18 protein-coding genes and 5 pseudogenes are annotated in these 18,967 nt (G+C 68.4%); 11 read left to right on the top strand and 12 right to left on the bottom strand.

Annotated elements, in window-relative coordinates; all coding sequences use genetic code 11:
* The first annotated feature begins 200 nt into the window (after positions 1 to 200).
* Together ABN273_RS55110 and ABN273_RS55105 are read left to right on the top strand one after the other, a co-directional pair.
* Positions 201 to 1,142: an RNA polymerase sigma-70 factor gene (locus ABN273_RS55110; protein WP_349457763.1), complete on the top strand. Its 942-nt coding sequence runs from the start codon at positions 201 to 203 to the stop codon at positions 1,140 to 1,142.
* A 270-nt stretch (positions 1,143 to 1,412) separates the two neighbouring features.
* Positions 1,413 to 2,636 carry a cytochrome P450 gene (locus ABN273_RS55105; RefSeq protein ID WP_349457762.1) on the top strand — a complete coding sequence of 408 codons (1,224 nt, stop codon included), beginning with the start codon at positions 1,413 to 1,415 and terminating at the stop codon, positions 2,634 to 2,636.
* A 4-nt stretch (positions 2,637 to 2,640) separates the two neighbouring features.
* Here the strand turns inward: ABN273_RS55105 and ABN273_RS60095 are convergent.
* Positions 2,641 to 2,835 (bottom strand): annotated as a pseudogene (locus tag ABN273_RS60095) (hypothetical protein); the annotation flags it as partial.
* Between the two features lie 127 nt (positions 2,836 to 2,962).
* On the opposite strand from ABN273_RS60095, the pseudogene ABN273_RS60090 reads away from it, so the two are divergent.
* Both ABN273_RS60090 and ABN273_RS55095 read left to right on the top strand, forming a co-directional pair.
* Positions 2,963 to 3,094: pseudogene (locus ABN273_RS60090) on the top strand (hypothetical protein); the annotation flags it as partial.
* The gene (locus tag ABN273_RS55095) at positions 3,072 to 3,296 is read left to right on the top strand and encodes a cytochrome P450 (RefSeq protein WP_502911325.1); all 225 of its coding nucleotides are present in this window, start codon (positions 3,072 to 3,074) and stop codon (positions 3,294 to 3,296) included. The pseudogene ABN273_RS60090 and the gene ABN273_RS55095, both read left to right, overlap by 23 nt.
* A 445-nt stretch (positions 3,297 to 3,741) precedes the next feature.
* On the opposite strand, the pseudogene ABN273_RS55090 reads toward ABN273_RS55095, so the two are convergent.
* Positions 3,742 to 3,885 (bottom strand): annotated as a pseudogene (locus ABN273_RS55090) (helix-turn-helix domain-containing protein); the annotation flags it as partial.
* Positions 3,886 to 4,109: 224 nt separating this feature from the next.
* Here ABN273_RS55090 and ABN273_RS55085 point away from each other — a divergent pair.
* A complete protein-coding gene (locus ABN273_RS55085; RefSeq protein ID WP_349457760.1) occupies positions 4,110 to 5,516 on the top strand; it encodes an APC family permease in 1,407 nt (468 codons plus the stop codon).
* Positions 5,517 to 5,905: 389 nt separating this feature from the next.
* On the opposite strand, the gene ABN273_RS55080 is transcribed toward ABN273_RS55085, so the two are convergent.
* Positions 5,906 to 6,910, bottom strand: coding sequence for an ArsR/SmtB family transcription factor (locus ABN273_RS55080; RefSeq protein WP_349457759.1), 1,005 nt, complete (start codon positions 6,908 to 6,910; stop codon positions 5,906 to 5,908).
* Between the two features lie 199 nt (positions 6,911 to 7,109).
* Between ABN273_RS55080 and ABN273_RS55075 the strand changes: the two genes are divergently transcribed.
* The gene (locus tag ABN273_RS55075) at positions 7,110 to 7,649 is read left to right on the top strand and encodes an RICIN domain-containing protein (protein WP_349457758.1); all 540 of its coding nucleotides are present in this window, start codon (positions 7,110 to 7,112) and stop codon (positions 7,647 to 7,649) included.
* A 343-nt stretch (positions 7,650 to 7,992) separates the two neighbouring features.
* On the opposite strand, the gene ABN273_RS55070 is transcribed toward ABN273_RS55075, so the two are convergent.
* The 7 genes and pseudogenes from ABN273_RS55070 to ABN273_RS55040 all read right to left on the bottom strand — a co-directional run bounded on the left by ABN273_RS55070 (position 7,993) and on the right by ABN273_RS55040 (position 13,681).
* Positions 7,993 to 8,514 carry a calcium-binding protein gene (locus ABN273_RS55070; protein ID WP_349457756.1) on the bottom strand — a complete coding sequence of 174 codons (522 nt, stop codon included), beginning with the start codon at positions 8,512 to 8,514 and terminating at the stop codon, positions 7,993 to 7,995.
* A 453-nt stretch (positions 8,515 to 8,967) separates the two neighbouring features.
* The gene (locus tag ABN273_RS55065; protein WP_349457755.1) at positions 8,968 to 10,290 is read right to left on the bottom strand and encodes an aminoglycoside phosphotransferase family protein; all 1,323 of its coding nucleotides are present in this window, start codon (positions 10,288 to 10,290) and stop codon (positions 8,968 to 8,970) included.
* A gap of 157 nt (positions 10,291 to 10,447) precedes the next feature.
* The gene (locus tag ABN273_RS55060; RefSeq protein ID WP_349457767.1) at positions 10,448 to 10,717 is read right to left on the bottom strand and encodes a tyrosine-type recombinase/integrase; all 270 of its coding nucleotides are present in this window, start codon (positions 10,715 to 10,717) and stop codon (positions 10,448 to 10,450) included.
* 214 nt (positions 10,718 to 10,931) lie between these two features.
* Positions 10,932 to 11,783, bottom strand: coding sequence for a carbonic anhydrase (locus tag ABN273_RS55055; protein WP_349457754.1), 852 nt, complete (start codon positions 11,781 to 11,783; stop codon positions 10,932 to 10,934).
* Between the two features lie 279 nt (positions 11,784 to 12,062).
* Positions 12,063 to 12,417 (bottom strand): annotated as a pseudogene (locus tag ABN273_RS55050) (SDR family NAD(P)-dependent oxidoreductase).
* A gap of 149 nt (positions 12,418 to 12,566) precedes the next feature.
* Positions 12,567 to 12,809 carry a PEP-utilizing enzyme gene (locus tag ABN273_RS55045; protein ID WP_349457753.1) on the bottom strand — a complete coding sequence of 81 codons (243 nt, stop codon included), beginning with the start codon at positions 12,807 to 12,809 and terminating at the stop codon, positions 12,567 to 12,569.
* A gap of 128 nt (positions 12,810 to 12,937) precedes the next feature.
* Positions 12,938 to 13,681 (bottom strand): TioE family transcriptional regulator, encoded by a 744-nt coding sequence (locus ABN273_RS55040; protein ID WP_349457752.1) that lies wholly within the window; start codon positions 13,679 to 13,681, stop codon positions 12,938 to 12,940.
* A 42-nt stretch (positions 13,682 to 13,723) separates the two neighbouring features.
* Between ABN273_RS55040 and ABN273_RS55035 the strand changes: the two genes are divergently transcribed.
* The gene (locus ABN273_RS55035) at positions 13,724 to 14,947 is read left to right on the top strand and encodes an erythromycin esterase family protein (protein ID WP_349457751.1); all 1,224 of its coding nucleotides are present in this window, start codon (positions 13,724 to 13,726) and stop codon (positions 14,945 to 14,947) included.
* Positions 14,948 to 15,266: 319 nt separating this feature from the next.
* On the top strand, positions 15,267 to 15,632 hold the full coding sequence (locus ABN273_RS55030) for a hypothetical protein (RefSeq protein ID WP_349457750.1): 366 nt from the start codon (positions 15,267 to 15,269) through the stop codon (positions 15,630 to 15,632).
* 206 nt (positions 15,633 to 15,838) lie between these two features.
* Here the strand turns inward: ABN273_RS55030 and ABN273_RS55025 are convergent, their stop codons facing one another.
* Together ABN273_RS55025 and ABN273_RS55020 are read right to left on the bottom strand one after the other, a co-directional pair.
* Positions 15,839 to 16,252 (bottom strand): SgcJ/EcaC family oxidoreductase, encoded by a 414-nt coding sequence (locus ABN273_RS55025; RefSeq protein ID WP_349457749.1) that lies wholly within the window; start codon positions 16,250 to 16,252, stop codon positions 15,839 to 15,841.
* A gap of 400 nt (positions 16,253 to 16,652) precedes the next feature.
* Positions 16,653 to 17,294 carry a TetR/AcrR family transcriptional regulator gene (locus tag ABN273_RS55020; RefSeq protein WP_349457748.1) on the bottom strand — a complete coding sequence of 214 codons (642 nt, stop codon included), beginning with the start codon at positions 17,292 to 17,294 and terminating at the stop codon, positions 16,653 to 16,655.
* Positions 17,295 to 17,432: 138 nt separating this feature from the next.
* Here ABN273_RS55020 and ABN273_RS60085 point away from each other — a divergent pair.
* The 3 genes and pseudogenes from ABN273_RS60085 to ABN273_RS55010 form a co-directional block, all read left to right on the top strand.
* Positions 17,433 to 17,582 (top strand): annotated as a pseudogene (locus tag ABN273_RS60085) (hypothetical protein); the annotation flags it as partial.
* A gap of 25 nt (positions 17,583 to 17,607) precedes the next feature.
* Entirely contained in the window at positions 17,608 to 18,027 is a 420-nt protein-coding gene (locus ABN273_RS55015) for an ATP-binding cassette domain-containing protein (RefSeq protein ID WP_349457747.1), read from the top strand.
* Between the two features lie 45 nt (positions 18,028 to 18,072).
* Positions 18,073 to 18,723 (top strand): CatB-related O-acetyltransferase, encoded by a 651-nt coding sequence (locus ABN273_RS55010; RefSeq protein ID WP_349457766.1) that lies wholly within the window; start codon positions 18,073 to 18,075, stop codon positions 18,721 to 18,723.
* Positions 18,724 to 18,967 lie beyond the last annotated feature (244 nt).

The raw sequence follows: 18,967 nt of genomic DNA, 5'->3' as shown, positions 1-18,967 counted from the left end.
GACACCGGGTCCGGTTCCGGCCAGGACCGGGGTTGCATCGACACCGACCACTCCATCCACGACCGGGAGGAGGGGGAAACCCGGCCGCGCACCGCATGATCCCGGACGCCAAAGACTCAGGTCACGAACCTACAACCGCGTGTCGCGAGTTAACCAGCAGGATCGTCACACCCTGGAGAACCAACAGGCAGGAGCAAGGCATGAGCGAGCGCAGCGAGCGGACCACGGACCCAGCCGAGCCGCCCGCTCGCGGCGAGCGCACGGACTGCGCCACCGAGGCGTTCATCGCCCACCGCAACCTGCTGTTCACTGTCGCCTACGAGATGCTCGGCTCGGCCACCGACGCCGAAGACGTCCTCCAGGAAACCTGGCTGCGCTGGATGAAGGTCGACATGGCGCGGATGAGCGACCAGCGCGCCTACCTGGTGCGGATCACCACCCGGCAGTCGCTCAACCGGCTACGCACCATGAAGCGCCGCAAGGAGGCCTACGTCGGCCCCTGGCTGCCCGAGCCGCTGCTCACCACCCCGGACGTGGCCGAGGACGTCGAGCTCGCCGAGAGCGTGTCGATGGCGCTCATGCTCGTCCTGGAGACGCTGTCGCCGACCGAGCGCGCCGTCTTCGTGCTGCGCGAAGTCTTCGATGTCGGCTACGACGAGATCGCGGCCGCCGTCGGCAAGAGCCCCGCAGCCGTCCGCCAGATCGCCCACCGCGCCCGACACCACGTCGAAGCCCGCCGCCCTCGCGAGGCGGTCTCCCCCGGCGAGGCCCGGGCGGTGTTGGCGTCGTTCCAGCGCGCGCTCGAAACCAGGGACCTGCAGGGTCTGCTCGACGTGCTCGCCCCCGAGGTCGTGGTCATCAGCGACGGCGGTGGCGTCAAGCAGGCCGCGCCGCGTCCGATCATCGGCGCCGACAAGGTGGCCCGCTTCATCGTCGGCGGCCTCGGCAAGGCCCAAGTCGCGCTCACCGGTGACCCCACCGTGGTCAACGGCAGCCCGGCCCTCCTCGTCCGCGTGGACGGCGAGATCGACGGCGTCATCGCGATCCGTGTTGAGGACGCCCGCATCACCGGCCTCTACTACGTCCGCAACCCGAAGAAGCTGACCCACCTCGAAGCCGAAACCCCGCTCACCCTCAGATGAACACGCCGGACTACCCAGGCACCACCTGTCCACCGCCACACGGCACAAGGGGTGGCGACACCATGACCACACAGACGACCTCAGAACACCGCAGCTACACGTTCCTGAGGGTCGCAATCGCCCTGCAGACCCCGGCCACGTTCTTCCCGGCGGCCACCGCCGGACGCGGTGCCTGGTCAGCCGTGGCTGTTCCGCCGTCGATGTTCACCGCAGAACCAGCCCGAACGGCCCCGAGCAAACCCCACCAGATCTCTTTCTAGGAGGTTATTCATGACGAAGAACGTCGCCGGCGAACTCGCCGGCCTGGAACTGCCGGTCGAGCGGGGCTGCCCGTTCGCCCCACCGGCCGCCTACGAGCGGCTGCGCGAGCAGGCGCCGATCAACAAGGTCCGCCTGACCAGCGGCGGCGAAGCGTGGTGGGTGTCCGGGCATGAGGAGGCCCGTGCCGTCCTCGCCGACGGCCGCTTCTCCTCCGACAAGCGCAAGGACGGCTTCCCGCTTTTCACCCTCGATGCGGCGACCCTGCAGCAGCTCCGCAGCCAGCCGCCGTTGATGCTCGGCATGGACGGCGCGGAACACTCCGCGGCCCGGCGTCCGGTGATCGGCGAGTTCACCGTGAGGCGGCTGGCCGCGCTGCGCCCGCGGATCCAGGACATCGTCGACCACTTCATCGACCACCTGCTCGCCGCTGACCGGCGCCCGGTCGACCTGGTGCGGGCGCTGTCCCTGCCGGTGCCCTCACTGGTGATCTGCGAACTGCTTGGCGTGCCCTACACCGACCACGACTTCTTCCAGAGCCGCACCGCCATGATGGTGGGCCGGACCTCGCTGGAAGACCGCCAGCGAGCCTTGGCCGAGCTGCGCGCCTACATCGACGATCTCATCACCCGCAAGGAATCCGAACCCGGCGACGACCTGTTCGGCCGGCAGATCGCCCGGCAACGCCAGAAGGGCACCCTCGACCACGCGGGCCTGGTGAGCCTGGCGTTCCTGCTGCTGACCGCCGGACACGAGACCACGGCGAACATGATCTCGCTCGGCGTGGTCGGGCTGCTCTCCCACCCCGAGCAACTGGCCCTGATCACGGCCGACCCAGGCAGGACACCCATGGCCGTGGAGGAACTGCTGCGCTACTTCACCATCGCCGACGGGGTCGCCTCCCGGGTGTCCACCGCAGACGTGGAGATCGGCGGGGTGAGCATCAAGGCCGGCGAAGGCGTCATCGTCTCGAGCCTGTCGGCCAACTGGGACCCCTCGGTATTTGAGAATCCAGCCGGACTAGATGTCGAGCGCGGGGCCCGCCACCACCTCGCCTTCGGATTCGGCCCGCACCAGTGCCTCGGCCAGAACCTGGCCCGGATGGAGCTGCAGATCGTCTTCGACACGCTGTTCCGCCGCATCCCCACCCTGCGGCTCGCCGCACCGGCCGAGGACCTGCCGTTCAAGACCGACGCCGTCATCTACGGCGTTCACGAACTCCCGGTCACCTGGTGAGCAGGACACGCTTCAACCCGGCCACGAAGTCGCCGACGACCTTCGTCTCGGCACGCGCGTTGATCCGGTGCACCGTGGCGATGAGCAGGTCGACCAGCGCGCCGGTGATCTCCCGGCCCCGGCAGAACAGGTAGGCGGCCGGCAGCGTCACCTTGATCTCGTGCGGGTGGCTGCGCAGATGCGACGGCGCCTGCGCGGCCACCCCGGCCGCCTCGGCGGCGTCGAACAAGGCGCCGTCGTCCTGCCGGGCTGGCTCTTCCTCATCTCCCGGGTCGGCCGTTTCGCGTACGTTCGCACCGCCACCCCGCCCCGTCACCCGCTGGATCATGATCCATCCCGGCGACCTCGTCCGCGGCAGCGGCCCGCCCGCGCTGCACCTCGGCACAGTTCGCACGGCCCTGGAAGATGCGGAGCTCGACGGCAGCCTGATCGCCGCTGGCCAAACCGTCACGATCTCGCTGCCCGCCGCCAACCGGGACCCCGCACTCTACGACGAACCGGACAACCTGGACCTGCCCCGTCCAGGCGGCCGGGCACCTGGCCTTCGGGCACGGCATCCACCAGTGCCTCGGGCAGCAACTCGCCCGTATCGAGATGCGCATCGGATACCGGGCGCTGTCCGAACGCCTGCACGTCCATCAACTCCCCGTCGCCGGGTGAGGATGCACAGCCCCAAAACGATGCGACGCTTGTGTCCGAAAGAAGCGGGTGGTGTCGTCATCGGCGGGAAAGTACGCCTCGACGGCGATCTCTTCCAGCGTGACGTCGAAGGCGGCGCCGAGTCACCTTCCGGACCGTACGACAGCAGTTCCTCATACAGTGCGCTCAGCTCCGCATCTCCGGTCCGTGCCACCTGGCGGGCGAGCCGGGGCAGCAGGTAGGCGCGGACGTTGGCCAGCAACAGGTTCCAGCGACGGTCCACGGCGAGCGCCGGATACGGCTCGTGCACCCGCAGGATCTGCTCCAGGACCTCCCGGCCCGAGGCCAGATGTGGATCGTCCAGCGGCCGCTCCCGCACGACGGGCGCGTGCCCGGCCGCGACCAGCAGGCGGTTGCGTTCCCGCAACGGGACGCCCAGGTGCTCGGCCAGACGCAGCACCATGGCGCTGCTGGGGATGGTCCGTCCCGTCTCCACGAAGCTGACGTGCCGGGCGGACACCTCCGCCTGGATCGCCAGATCCAACTGGCTGAGCCCGCTGCGGTGCCGCCACTCGCGCAGCAGCTCGCCGACCGGCCGGTCCTGGATCATGCGGCGATTATCGCCCCGCCTCGTCGGTCACCGCGATTACCTGCGTCTTCCCGTCCGCGCGGCCGGCCGGCTCCACGCTCGGCTGGGGAGAGTGCTGCCCGCCAACTGGAACGCCCTAGGTACACCAGCGACGGACCTGCCGCGCAGGGGCAGCTTCGGTCCCCGGCGTGGGACGTACCGACTTCATCGGTTTCCCTTCAGCTCGCAGTGAGAATGACTACCGCATGTCGCAGACCAGACCCCCCAGTGCAGCCGAAGAGACCAGCGGCGGCGGCGAGCCGAGTCTGAAGCAGGTGATGGGGCCGGGCTTGTTGCTGCTGTTCATCATCGGCGACATTCTCGGCACCGGGATCTACGCACTCACCGGCGAGGTCGCCGGTGAGGTGGGCGGCGCCGCCTGGCTGCCGTTCGCCGTCGCCTTCACGGTCGCGTTGATCACGGCGTGCTCGTACCTGGAGTTGGTGACCAAATACCCGCAGGCCGCCGGAGCCGCGCTGTACGTGCATAAGGCCTTCGGCAAACACCTCCTGACGTTCCTGGTGTGCTTCGCGGTGATGTGTTCCGGCATCACCTCGGCCTCGGCAGCGTCTCGGGCCTTCGCCGCCAACCTCGCCACCGGCTTCGGCCTGGACGTCGGCAACGGCGTCATCCTGCTGATCGCGCTGGCGTTCATGCTTCTCGTCCTGGCCGTCAACCTCCGCGGCGTCGGCGAGAGCGTCAAGATCAACGTCCTGCTCACCGCGGTCGAGCTCTCAGGTCTGCTGATCGTCATCCTGATCAGCCTGTACTTCATCCTCGGCGGGAACGCCGACTTCTCCCGCGTCGTCGCCTTCGAGACCGCCTCCGACAAGAGCGTGTTCCTGGCGGTCAGCACGGCGACGTCGCTGGCCTTCTTCGCCATGGTCGGGTTCGAGGACTCGGTCAACATGGCTGAGGAGACCAAGAATCCGGCCCGGATCTTCCCCCGCATGATGTTCACCGGGCTTGGGATCACCGGGTTGATCTACGTGCTTGTGTCCATCTGCGCCGTCGCCGTGGTCCCCGTCGGGCAACTCTCCGACAGCGAGACCCCGCTCGCGACGGTGGTGCAGACCGCAGCCCCCGGCTTCCCGATCGCCGATCTGCTGCCGTTCATTTCGATGTTCGCCGTGGCGAACTCGGCGTTGATCAACATGCTGATGGCCAGCCGGCTGCTGTACGGCATGGGCAAGCAGGGCGTGCTGCCGCCCTTCCTGGCCAAGGTGCACCCGGGGCGGCGCACGCCGCAGGGGGCGATCGTGTTCACCACCGTGATCGCCCTCGGGCTGATCACGTTCGTCTCACTGAGCCCCGACAGCCCGGTCGTGTCGTTGCTGGGCGGAACGACGTCGCTGCTCCTGCTGGCGGTCTTCGCGCTGGTCAACGTGTCCGTTCTCGTCCTGCGCAGGGAAAAGGCGGCGACCGAGCACTTCAGCGCGGGGCGCGTCCTGCCCGTGGTGGGCGCGATCACCTGCCTGTATCTCGTCCTGCCATGGTCCTCCGGGCGTCCCGCAGGCCAGTACGAGATCGCGGGCGTGCTGCTCGCGCTCGGCCTGATCCTCTGGCTGGCCACCTGGTACGCCCGCAAGAAGGAGAACGCGAGGGCCGGCTGACCAAGCCGTCCCGCGAGCGCCTTCACCCGGCCGCTGTCAGGCGTCGCGCCAGGAGCGCCGCGTGGCGGTCGCGGGACGGAGACGGCCCTGTGCGGCGGGATGAGCGGCGTGCGACGGGTCGATTTGGGGGGATTGTACGATGTATCCTGCTTTACAACGTAGATCTCACCTGTTGTCGTGGGGGGCGTGCGCAAGTGGCGCGGCGCCCGCACGCTTGGCATCACCTCAACCGCGGGGAGCCCGCTGGCTCGCGCGGCCGAGCACGCGTTGGTCACGCCGCCTTGTCGCCCGCGGCCTCCGCGCGGGCGGCGGTGAACGGCCGCCCGAGTTCGAGCACGACCCGAACTGGCGAGCGCCGGGGCCCGGCGCTCGGTGCCGTCCGTCTGGCGTCAGGGAGTCGGGTGGAGTGTGTCGTGCCGGTCGAGGAGGGTCAGACCGGTCTGGGTGGGGTAGTGCAGTACGCTGCTGTGGTGCCGGCGTGTGGTGATCAGGCCTGCCTCGCGTAGAACGGCGGTGTGCTGGCTGATGGCCGCCGAGGAGATGTCCAGGCGGCGGGCCAGGGCGCCGGTGGTGGGCACACCGTCGGCGATGGCAGTGAGCACTGAGGCGCGGGTGCGGCCGAGGAGGTTGGCGAGCGCCCGCGTCGATGTGCCGCCCGCCCAGATGCCAGCGGCATGGTCGACGCCGAGGCTGGCAGGGTAGATCACGATGCAGTCGGCGGGATCGTTCGGGTCGAACATCACCGATGGGGTTCGGTGGAAGAACGATGACGCCAATAGCAGCCCCCGCCCATCGAGGGTGAAGTCGGCGTCGAACTGGTCGCCGGCGTTGACGTAGAGGGTCGGCGACTTCCACCGGATGCTCGGGTGCAGGCTGGACAGGAGACCGTCGACACCGCGATCAAGCAGGATCGTGCCGCGCTTGGCGCGCTCTGCCTCGAGGTGCGTACGAATGCGCCCCCAATGTGGGCCGACAGCAGCCCGATGGTACGCCTCCACCGTGGACAGCACCTCCCGCCGAACGGCAAGGGTGTCGGCGAGCCCGGCCAGCGCCGTTGGCACTCGGCCGTGTTCGCCGGCGTAGAAGTCCAGCTCCGCCCGGACGGCCTGCCGGGGGCTCGCCAGGAAGGTCTCGCCGCTCTCGGCCAGGTCGCGGCTCTGTCCCGCGAGAATGGCCATGTCGAAGTACGGCAGTCGCGCGGGTGCGATGGCGGCCAGTACCGCGAACCGCGCATCAAGGGCACCGCGCACTCGACGCCGCCACGCACCGAACATCGTCTCCTCCGCCCGCCCGCGCAGCGCAATCAGGCTGAACAGGGTCTCGGCCATGGGACCCAACGTCGGCGCCACCCGCACCCGCGGCAGGTCGTCGGCCGTGAAGTGAATCCTGTGCATCCGCCCCCCGTACGCGTCGGTATCGCCGTCACAGCATGCCGCCAAGCGGTCACACAAGGCCCTGAGCGGCACGGTTAAGCCAGGACGTACAAGTCTCGCGGCGCGTGATTTCTTCCTGCGGCAGTGAGTGGGCCGACTTTCCGTAGAAAGGGACGGCTCGACCTCATGCCGGCCCGCCGAAAGAAAGGTTCACCTCCGCATGCGTAACCGAATTCGCACCGCGCTGATGAGCATGGCTGTCATGGCCACCGCGGCCGTCGGCACCGGACTGGCGACCACGCCAGCAAGTGCCGCGGTCGCCGCACCGATCACTGAGATTCCGGCCGCCCAGGCAACGCTGGCTGAGTCCGGCTTCACCATGGAGCCGGCGAACATCGGAGCCCGGGCCGCTGGCTACGTCAGGAACCAGGAAACAGGCCGATGCCTGGAGCAGGGTCGGGATGGTCACGTCTTCACAAATCCGTGCCACTACGGCCCCACCCAGACCTGGACTTGGGTTGGCGGGGAGAACTACAAATCCCTGGTGAACTCGTGGAGCCAGGAATGTCTCGACGGCACCTCAGCCACCGGCAGGGTCTACACGCTCAGCTGCAATGGCGGCGATTACCAGAAATGGAGACTGTTTAGCCCCTCCGGTCACATCATCCAATGGGAGTCGGAACAAAACCTCGACAGCAACTGGGCAGGTTCGGTTTACCTTTCCCCGAGCAACGACGGCGACTATCAGAGGTGGTACTGAGCTCTGCTGGCGCGCTGTCCTTCGCGTGACAGACCGCGTCCGGGTATGCCTGGCGGTCTCGGCCTGGAAGGCTTCTACCGCCTTCCGGTCGTAGCGGCTGTAGCGGCCCTGGTCATTCGTCGGTCACCTCCGCCCGGAGGAAGTTTGGCGTCGGGCGGCCGGGCGCGAACTGGACGAACAGCTGGAGAGATTGCGCTGTTCCTGCGATCGGAGCCGAGCGTGTCATGAGCCCCAACGATGTTGATCTTGCTGTGACGTGCCTGGTCAATGCTGGGCAGGCGAGGCCGCGACGAACGGCAAACCGCCCCCGCCGGTCCATCCGGCGGGGCGGTCGTGTGGGCGCCTAAAGCTCGCAGTTGGTCTCGACTTCGCCGTCGCAGCGGTCGGTGTCGGCACCGCCGTTGAGCGTGTCGGTGCCGATACTGCCGATCAGGCGGTCATTGCCCCCGCGGCCGTTGAGCGTGTCGTCACCGAAACCGCCGAACAGGATGTCGGCGCCGAAGCCGCCGTTGACGGTGTCGATGCCGTTGTCGCCGGAGAGCGTGCTCGGCAGGCTCGTGTTGTTGCGGATCGCGTCGTTGCCGTCCCCCGCGAACACGTCGACGCGATTGATCCCACCGGTCGGACACTCCGCCTCGCCCCCCGCCTGCGTGCATCCAGAACCGGCCGCAGCCGAGCCGAGCGTATTGCTGATGGTCACCACGGTGCCCGTCGCGTTGAGCTTGATCTCGATCCCGTCGTCCACCGAGCTGCCGTTGACGAGGATCCTGCCGCTGTCGAGTTGCGCGGTGACGGTGGCCGCCGACGCCGGTCCGGCCAGCGCCACGGCGCCGGTGAACAGGACGGTGACGAATCCCAGGGCCATACTCGCTCTTCTGAGCATGCGACGACCCGTGTTGGTGCTGAACATTCGCTGGTTCCCCTCGATGATGTGTCGGTCCGGACCCCCGGAACACTGTGGGGGAGCCTCATCCCCGGCTCATCGCACAAAGACGCACTGGCCAGGCGTACTGATTCCTTGACTAGCGGCCTTCCTATCCTCTACACCGCTTCTTACCGGCACCCCGTGAAGCGCCTGCCGCTGGAGACCGGGTTTCGGTCGGAACGGCGGGGGATGATTCCGGCACGACCCGACGCGATAACCAGCGAAGAAGTGTTTCCGCAGGTAGCAACCGGTAACCCGCGCTATTCGACTCCGATGAGTTGCCGTCGAGGAAGGCGTCTTCGGAGGACCGGGGACGAAGTCAGGTCATGTCCCCGGCCTTGGCTGCACGTCGGTCCCGGGCGTCGAGTGATCCCCGAGCGCGACCGATGAGCCCTACTTTCGCCACCCGTTGATGGTCAGGTTGGGGTCGGTGGCCGCGTGCAGCAGCCGCCGCCCCCAGCCGTAGGTCATCGGTAGCCAGTTGAAGTCGTGATCCGGTCCGACGATGTCGGCCAGCTCGATCAGCTTCATGATCTCCACCACTGCGGCGAGCGGCTTGGCCACGCGCCATGCGCTGCGCATCCGTTCCGGAGCGACGGTGTCGGCCCAGGCGGCGAAGAAGGCGTCGAGGTAGGTCGCGGCGTCCGGCTCGGACGCGTCGTGCAGCCATGAGGCCAGATCGAACAGCGGGTTCGTGATGGTGGCGAAGCTCCAGTCGTGCAGCAGGATCTCGTCGTCGCGCACGACCACGTTGCCCGTATGGAAATCGCGGTGGACGATCGTCGCCGGGATGGCCGCCTCGTCCAGTCGCTCGGCGCACTCGACCAGATACGGGGTCAGTGCCTGCAGCCGGTCGGCCTCCTCGCCGCTCAGCGCCCGGTCCAGGTTCTTCACAAGTTTGGGCGCCCGCCAGATGTCGTCGCGGGCCAGGGTTGACCGCACGTCGTCGGCCAGCGAGGTCGGGGTGAGCGGGACGCACCCCACGGCGATCAGCTCGTCCCCGCGGTGAATGGTCTCCTTCTGCACCATGACCAGCTGTGTCAGGCATGCGCGACGCTGCTCTTTGGAGACCGCCCAGCCGTCCACACCGCCGAAGTCCTCGGCCAGCCACCAGCGGTCATCGGGTGAGATCGCGGTGATGGTGGCGAACGGCGCGATGCGCAAGGACGCAAGGTATCGAGTGATGTCCGGTTCGTGAGCCAGCCTCGGCAGGACCGCTTTCAGGTACATGTCACCCCGGTCAGTCGGCGTGCGGAGCACGGCGGACATGCTCCAGTGCTTGATCTGGCGGCTCGGACCGAGCCGCACGCGACCGGCAGCCTTGATCTCCCCGTCGATGTAGGACTCGGCTCGCTCGAACCAGCCGGGCCTGAACCAGTCGGAGGCGGGCGGCCGGGATCGCGCCGCCCGGCGGTCGAGTACCAGGCTCTGCCCGGTCACCGCATCGTGGCCGTGCCACGCGAACCCATCGGCGGAGACCGGCCGCGCCCGGTCCGCCGCCAGCAGGACCACTGTCGTGAAGTCCAACGGCTCCAGGACCACCGTGGTCAGCCCGAGTTCGCGACGAACGCGATCGGTCAGCTCGCTGTCCATCGGTGGCCACCTGCCGTCGAACCGCATCCGCGGCAGCGCCGGATTGCCGCTGGCCATGTCGCACAGCACGGCACCGTCCTGGTCGATGATGACAAGCACGGCTTCCACGGATTCGGACGACATGATCAACCCTCCAAGGAGGACGGAGTTCACGGGATAGCGCGCTGGCGTCGTTCATGACTACGGCAGAAGGCTCAGCCCATGAGCGGCATGATCACAGCTCGCCCGGCCAGCACGCAAAGGTGTTTCAGCTGGTGCCAGTGGAAGTTCAGGCGGCTGGTCACGGTTTGCCTCCCTGGCCTGGACGGTTCAGGGCGCGGCTGATGGTGCGGCCGAGTGCTTGCCGCAGGACGCGGTTGCGGAAATCCGACGACACCGAGGTGTATAGCGCCGTCGTCGACGCATATGAGTGCCCGACCTGGTACTGGACGAATAGCGGGTCGTAACCGCCCTCAATAAGGTGAGTGACGTAGGAGTGCCGCAGGCGATGCAGGCCGATCTCCGGCGGCAGACCCACCGCCTCGCGGTACTCGGCGAACCTGGCGCCCAGAGGGTCCAGTTGCAGGCGCGGCGAGCGCTCGCTCGGCTCGCGACGGCCTGCGTCAGATGGTTCTCCCCGTCCTCGTTCCAGTCGGCGGCGGTGACGCCGTGGCGCTGGCCGGCCGCAAGCAGGTCCGCCAGCAGCGCGGTGGCGTCGTTGAGCGCGGACGGGGTCCAGCGGTCAGCTCGGCGCGTGCCGGGAGACTCTCGGGTTTGAGGGCTGTTCAGGCAGGTGCGCCGTTCAGAATCTCGACCTGGCCTGTGTCTAGGGAGTAGTACGCGCTGACCACAGCCAGGACTCCCTCGGCCACCAGCGGCGCGAGGTCTCGATTGCTGCGCAGGGCGTTCGCGGTCAGCTTCACCTGGGCTCTGGCCATCGTCTCGGCGGGATCGGCGCTGCTTTCCCGTACGGCCTGTTCGTACGCCGGACGCAGAGCCTCCGTGATCGCCTGGAGGTTGCCCGGCAGCGGCTTATCTTCCCGCAGGGCTCTGTACGCGGCGGAGACCGCGCCGCACCGCTGGTGGCCAAGTACGACTATCAGCGGAGTTCCGCTGGTCATTGGCCCGTACTCGACGGAGCCGGTAATGACGGGCCCCACAGCCGCCCCGCCGCTGCGCATGACGAACAGATCACCCAGGCCGGTGTCGAAGACAAGCTCGGGTGGCACCCGGGAATCGATGCATGACAGCACCGCTCCGTAGGGCTGCTGGCTGGTGGCCAGCAACTCCCGGCGTGTGGGATCGCGATCCGGATGCTGGAGTGCGTTGGCCACCCAGCGTCTGTTGCCCTCCATCAGCCGTTGGTAAGCAGCCTTCGGTGCGCCAGGAGCCGGTTCTGTGCGGGATGCGGGCGCCGCCGTGTGCATCTCGTTCCGCACCTCGGCCGATGAGCAGCCGACAAGGCCGGACGCCGCCAGGGACGCGGCTGCTGTAAGCAGCGTTCGCCGTCCCAGACCATCGCCCAAGGTGGTCTCGCCGAGTTGGCGGGCCGGCGGTTCCCGGTAGGCGGCCCAGCGCTGGCTGGCATCGACGACGACATCGAGCGGGTCGTGCGAGGAAGCGGGCGGGCTAGTCACGAAGGTGACAGTACGCGATCCATTCGTCACCCGTTTGGCGATCGCGGAATCGATGGCCTGTGATGGCCGTCCCGAGACCCCGACGCTACGGACGCCGCGCGGGCCGGCAGGAGGAGGTTGCCGGCAGCCTGGCGTACGGCCTCCCAGAGCGCCAGTCGCGGTTACCAGGGTCGGTGGGCATCCCCCGGACGCGCTCACGACCCACTATCAAGGCATGTCTTCAGCGCATCACTCCGGGTCAACAGCGGCAACGAGAATCATAATCCGGGGAACCTCTGATCAGAAGGAGTCCCAGGCGATGACCTGGGTCACGCAGGCTGTCGAGGAGTTCTGGCGACTGCTTGGCATCCCGGCCGACCGGCCCGTGCAGGTGTCGGTCGAGCCGGGCGAGACGACGTTGCAGCGGATGCCGTGCCCGGCCACCTCCAGGCCCAGGCAGCGGGTGAACATGCAGGCCGCCGCCTTCGACGCGGCGTAGCACGGCGAAGCTCTGCCGCCAGCGGTCGTCGTCGGTCTCCGCCACGGCCCCCGGCAGCAGCACGCCGGCGATGTTGACGAGGATGCCGATCGGTCCGAGGTCCCGTTCCACGGCGGCGACGGCGTCCTCGACGTCGCGCGGGTCGCGCACGTCCATGCGGTACGGCACGCCCGGAAGGAGGTCGGCGGCGGCGACCGCGGCGCCCGCACCGGCCAGAGCTGAGATCTGTCAAGGAGGGTCAAGATGCCTGCGGACACACGAACGGGCGGCCCCAGAAAGCCCGGGACCGCCCGCGTTTTACCAGGTCAGAGCAGTTCTACGGACCCCTCCGTGCCGTTGACGCGGATGAGCTGCCCGTCCTGGATGCGCCGGGTGGCGTTCTCGACGCCGACGACCGCGGGCAGCCCGTACTCCCTGGCGACCACCGCGCCGTGGGTCATCACTCCCCCGACCTCCATCACGACGCCCTTGACGGAGACAAACAGCGGCGACCAGCTCGGGCCGGTGAAGACCGTGACGAGGATGTCGCCCTCCTCGACGGCGGACAACTCGCCGAGATTGGCCCCCTTGCCGCCGACCAGGGGGGAGCAGCGTCTTGTCGATGTCGTGGAAGCCGAGCACATATGCATCCATGGCGTCATCCCGTCTGCCTGGCGCAGCGGATTAATAAACAGAGCTAATCCTCCGATTCGCCGCTGCGCGGGGCGGGGTCGCGCAGGTAGGCGTCGAGCTCGGCGGCGCCGGCCAGCATGGCGCGGCCGCGCGCGGACAGCCGGGCGTGCCAGTCGCGCAGGGTGGCCTCCAGGGGCGCCAGCCCTCCGGCGGCGCGAACCTGGGCGAGCAGCGGCGCGATCTGCTCCAGCAGGTATCCGCCGCGCCTGAGCTGGTGGACCAGCCGGGCGTCCCGCACGTCGGCGGCAGCGTAGACCCGGTAGCCGGTTTGAGGGTCGCGACGCGGATCGACCAGCCCGGCGCGCTCCCATTTGCGCAGGGTCGCGGGCCTGATCCCAAGCCTTCTGGCCAGGGGGCCGATGAAGGTGACGCCGCCGGGCTCGGGGCGTTCCAGGGGGCCGGGTCCGTCCTCGGACGTCAGATCGCGCAGCGCCCGCTCAACGGCCAGCAGCGTGCGGCGGTCCTCGAGCAGCTGGGCGTGGCTCTCGTCGATCAGCCGCAGGGCCTGCTCGACCGCGCCGCTGTTCACCTCCTGCATGATCGAGGTGGCCGTCTGGTGCCCGTGGCCGGGCATCAGGGCGAGGAACGCGCGCAGGGCCCGCGCGTGGGCAGGGGTGTAGGCGCGGTAGCCGCTGGGCGTGCGCGCCGCGGGCGGGAGGATGCCCGCTTGTTCATAGTTCCGGATCGCCTGCGTGGACAGACCGTGCTCGCGTGCCAGGTCCACGGGTCGGAGTCGTTCGCGTGGCATTGGCAAAGTTTACACATAAGGTTCAACGATACGGTTGAAGGTATGGCATCCGCGATCCTTGACTGCGCCTGGCCCTTCGAGGGCGCCTCGATCACGAAGCTCCTCCGGTCCCTCCCGGAGCCGCCCCGCCTCCTCGGGCTCGGCGAGCCCACGCACGGCGAGGAGTCGCTGCCCCGGCAGCGCAACGAGATCTTCCGGCATCTCGTCGAGCACGAGGGGTACCGGTCGATCGCGATCGAGAGTGACTGCCTCGCGGGCCTGATCGTCGACGAATACGTCACGAAGGGCGTGGGGGAGCTCGACGACGTCATGCGGCGCGGCTTCAGCCACGGGTTCGGCGAGTCGGCCGCGAACCGGGAGCTCGTGGCGTGGATGCGGTCCTGCAACCGCGACCGGCCGGCGGCCGAGCGGATCCGCTTCTTCGGCTTCGACGGCCCGCTCGAGATCGCCGGTCCCGGCAGCCCCCGGCGGGCGCTCGCCGGATTGCACGGCTACCTCGCCGCCCATCTCGACGTCCTGCCCTTTGACGACCTCGACCGGTTGCTCGGCGTCGACGCCCTGTGGACCGAGCCCGCGGCGACCATGGACCCCGCCCGGTCCATCGGCAGGTCCGCCGCCGCCGTCTCGCTCCGCCTCATCGCCGACGACCTCGTGGCCCTGCTCATGGCCGAGTCGCCGCGCCTGATGGCCGCCACCTCACGGGAGGCGTGGTGGCGGGCCTGCTTGCACGGGCGCACGGCCACGGGCCTGCTCCGCTACCACGCGGGGATGGCCGACCCGTCGCCGGCCCGCGTCGCGCGTCTCATGGCGCTGCGGGACACGATGATGGCCGAGAACCTTCTGGCCATCGCACCGCCGTACGGCCCGGTGCTGGTCCACGCCCACAACCGCCACCTCCAGCGCGACAAGAGCGTCTGGCGGACGGCCGGCTGGCCGGGCGGCGACCTGCTGCTGGAGTGGTGGAGCGCCGGCGCGATCGTCGCCGCGCACGTGGGCGCCGAGTACGCCTTCATCGCCTCGGCCCTGGGCGCGGCGCCCCACCTCGGCCTCGCCGCTCCCCCGCCGGACACCCTGGAGGGCGTCCTGCACGCCTCCCTCCCGGAGAACCACTACCTCGTCGACTCCAGGCGCCTGAGCACGGCCATCGGAGACGCCGAGCTGACTGTCCGCACCTCCGCCAACCACGGTTACTTCGCCCTGGACCCCGGCCAGGTGGACACGACGGACGGGATCGTCTTCATCAAGGACCTCGCCCCGGCCGAGTGACCCCGCCTTCCCCAGCGCGCCCTGACGAGACGGCCCCACCGACCCGACCGCCGCTTTGGAGTTCGATCCCTGACGTAGTCGCAGATGCCGTCGCCGTCCAGGCCGGCGGCCCGGGCCTGGCGCACGAGACGAACCGCGGCCGCGGCGGGCGGTCCAGCGCCTCCCGCTGCCGGATGTTCGCCTGCAGGATCTGCCCCGATCCGGTTGATCATCGTTATGACGCGTCTATGACAGACGTCAAGGACGATGGCGCCCCAGGGAGAGCCCTGGAACTCGGACAAGAGCCCCGAGTTGGAGGCACTACGAGAAGGGACGCCTGATGCGTGCTGGGAAGTTCATAGGAGTTCTGGCGGCGATGACCGTGGCGGCCTCGGCAATGGCGGAGCCGGCCTCCGCTGCCGGATATGACAAAGTTCGCTGCGATATCAACCCGATCACGGGGATCAAACTGACCAAGTACTGCCGGGCTATCGAGGCGCACAATTCGCAGCACTGGGTTCTCATCGACGTGGACCAGATCGCTCGTTACACCGAGTGGTGGCTCAAGGATCTCGACACCGGTGTAGTGGTCGCGCACGGTGTCGGCGACGCCCGCAACCGCAAGGTCTACGGGTTGTACGGCGAGAGGTACCAGCTGAAGGTGTACGGGTACGGCACCAATGCTTCGGCTGCCAACTACACCTGACCACCCAGCCGCGGATATCTGATCAGGATCGGTCGTTCGTCGGCAGGTGTTCCCGGACACTCAAGATGAGGACGAACGCGTCATTTCAACGTGAGGATGTGGTGGCGGGAGAAGACCCCGGCAGCATGAGGCTGACGGGGTCTTGGTGTGCGGGTTGGCGGCCTGGCGTGCGGCTTGTCGCTGGAGGTGCGCGCCGTCGAATGCGGTCAGTCGCTGCCGAGAACGCTGGTGTTCTGGCAGGCGGTCAGGAGCCACCGCCCACCCTCCTTTGCCATGACGAACAGCGGCGTGCCCACCTCCGTTCCGTCGGACGTCCAGTAGACCTGACGCACCTTCACGGCTGCGACGTCGGGACGGATGAACAGCACATGTTCCACCTCAAACGTGACCGTCGCGCCCTGCATCCCTCCGGGAAGCACCTGGTGCGTGAACGTCGAGATCGCATCACGGCCGAAGAGGCGCTTGCCACTGCCTGTTGTCCAGATCGCGTCAGCTCGGAACAGCGCAACGAATTCGTCGGGGAGTTCGTTGTTCTGGGTGTGCTCGACCGTGGCCACCACCTGCTCGATCGCTTCGATATCAGCCTGGCTGGTCTGCTCAGCAATGTCCGTTGTGCTCATGAAGATCACGATAGAACCTTAAGTTTGCTTGAGGTCAAGAGCTTCAATGTGGTGGACTTACCCAGTCGACGCCAGGCCGCGCGCCCACTCTCCGCGTGAGCGGCGGATCAGGCCCTCCCCCGGTGCAGCTGGCTGCTGCCGCGGCCTGCCTACTTCTCGGCCAAGGCTGGACGGCCCTGGTCATCTGATCGGATTCCAGAAGCGATCACGGAAGTCCAACCGGCCCGCCTCTGACCCGGGGTCGCCTTCGCCTCGGTCCTGGGTGGCATGAGAACCCGGACGGAGGGCCATCTACGACTCCTGCCGATCCCTGAAACAGGGGGCCGGACACGTGCAGCTCAAGCAGCCGAGGCGCCACGGCCCTCCGACGTCGGGGCGGGAGGCGAGACGATGGGTCCCGTCAGGCGTCGCCAACCGACGCGAAGGCTCCGATGGACGCGGCGAGGACGGCGGTTCTGGCCGCGTGGTCGGGCAGGTGCGGGTCGGGCGGCATGCGGAGAAGCACCAGCTGGTGGTACACCGGCGCGGTGGCGGCAATGAGCAGTCGCCGAGCGTCGGTGTGCGGCGGGAGTTCGCCGCGCCGGGTCGCCCGGGTGACGATGATCTCGCACCGGGCGTACCGGTCCTCCCAGAGCCGCCGTTGGGCGCGGTCGGCTTTCTCGGAGCGGAATGAAGCGGCGATCAGGGCTGCGACGATCGGCGGCTGCGCAGTCAGGGCTGCCTGGATCTCATGGTTCAGTGCTGCCAGGTCGCCTTTCAGCGAGCCGGTGTCCGGGGGTTGCCAGTCGTCCTCGCCCGTCGCGTCGAGGACGTCGGCGAGCAAGCCGCCGACGTCCCCCCAACGCCGGTACACCGTTGCGCGGTGCACGCCCGCGCGCGCGGCGACCGCGTCCATGGTGAGCCCGTCATAACCACGTTCGCCAAGCTCTGCGAGGACCGCGTCGAGTACCTGCGTACGAATACGTGCAGTCCGGCCACCGGGGCGGCGCCGGGTCGGTGGCGCTGGCCGGGCGTCCTCCGGTCGTGGTGTTGGGGGAGTCATCGCTGGTCATCCGGTTTGCTCAGTGGACGGCGTCATGCCAGTATCTTAATGCAGCAATCGTCGCACTAGTGGAGTTATCGATGTTCTTCCGAAGCGTTCGCCCCGTCGTGCGGCCTTTGACGGTCGCCCCGTTCTCGAATGTTCTGGAGTGCTCGCATGCCCACGCAGATCACCGCGCTCGCTGTCAGCAGGTCCTTCGACAGCAGACTCGCCCTTGACTCGGTGAAGTGTTCGCTCGTCGCGGGCGAGCGAACGGGGATCATCGGCGAGAACGGATGGGGCGAGACCACCTTGCGCCGCCTGCTCGCCGCATGTGAGCGGCCCGATCAGGGCGAGGTTGTCCTCCACGCCGACGGCAGGGTCGGCTATCCCGCCCGGGACGGGGGCTGCCACCGGACGCCCGTGGACAGGCGGGAGACGCGCGGACCACACCGAGCGACTGCTGTCCCCCGGCCTGTTCGACCGCGGCCGGCTCACGATGCCGGTTGGCCGGCTGTCCACCGGCCAGCAGTGGCGTCTCGCCCTGGCGCGCCTGTTCAGACAGCCGTCAGAGGTTCTGTTGCTCGACGAACCCACCCACCATCTTTCGCTCGCCTTCGTCGAGGACCTGGAAGCCGCCCTGGCCGGCTACGACGGCACTCTCATCGTCAGCGTGATCGCCTGCTGTGTCGGCGCCTGCACGACGCCCATCCTGCCGAGCAGGCGACTCCGGCTTACCGCGCCGCGGGCCTGACGTCTTTCAGGCCCGCAGTCAGCTTCAGGAAGGAAACGATTCGTGATGTCGCCTGTTCCCGCCGACCCGACCGTGCTGCGTCCCATGCCCGAACAGCCGCGTCTGGTGCTGCTGAAGCCCCTGATCACCTCGCCGCTGATCGAGGTCGGGGAATTCTCATACTACGACGATCCGGATGATCCGACCGCCTTCGAGACCCGTAACGTGTTGTACCACTACGGGCCGGAGAAACTGGTCATCGGGAAGTTCTGCGCGTTGGGCGAGGGCGTGCGGTTCATCATGAACGGCGCCAACCACCGCATGGACGGCCCCTCGACATTCCCTTTCCCGATCATGGGCGGTTCCTGGGCCGAGCACTTCGACCTCATCACCGGCCTGCCCGGACGGGGTGACACCGTGATAGGCAACGACGTCTGGCTCGGCTACCGGGCCATGGTGATGCCCGGCGTCCGCATCGGCCACGGAGCGATCGTCGCCTCCGGCTCCGTCGTCGTCGACGACGTCCCCGACTACGGCATCGTCGGCGGCAACCCGGCCCGGCTCATCCGCCGCCGCCACAGCGATGCGGACATCGACCGCCTCCTCGCTCTGGCCTGGTGGGACTGGCCGCTCCAGCACATCAGCGAGCACATCCGCACGATCATGTCCGGCAGCATCGACGACCTGGAGAAAGCGGCTGCCGCGCAGGCGGTGTAGATATGTCTGGGCCCGCCGCTCAGCAGGGCGGCGGGCCGCTGAACGGGACCAGCACAGGACAACCGGCTTCACGAAGGCCGGGCTTCGGCCTGCGAAACCTTCCCAACCGTCGGCACCCGTTCCCCATCACTCCGCCGCCTCTCTTCGGGAGACGCCACGCGCGGTGAGGCCGGGAGAGTCTTCGCCATCAGGTCGCCGAGCTCCAGTGGCCCCCCGGCAGGCGGTGCCCCGCGCCCGCGTCAAT

This window comes from Nonomuraea sp. B19D2, assembly GCF_040137845.1.
Taxonomy (GTDB): domain Bacteria; phylum Actinomycetota; class Actinomycetes; order Streptosporangiales; family Streptosporangiaceae; genus Nonomuraea.
Note: the sequence above shows the minus strand (reverse complement) of the source record. Positions and strands in the feature narration are given on the sequence as shown.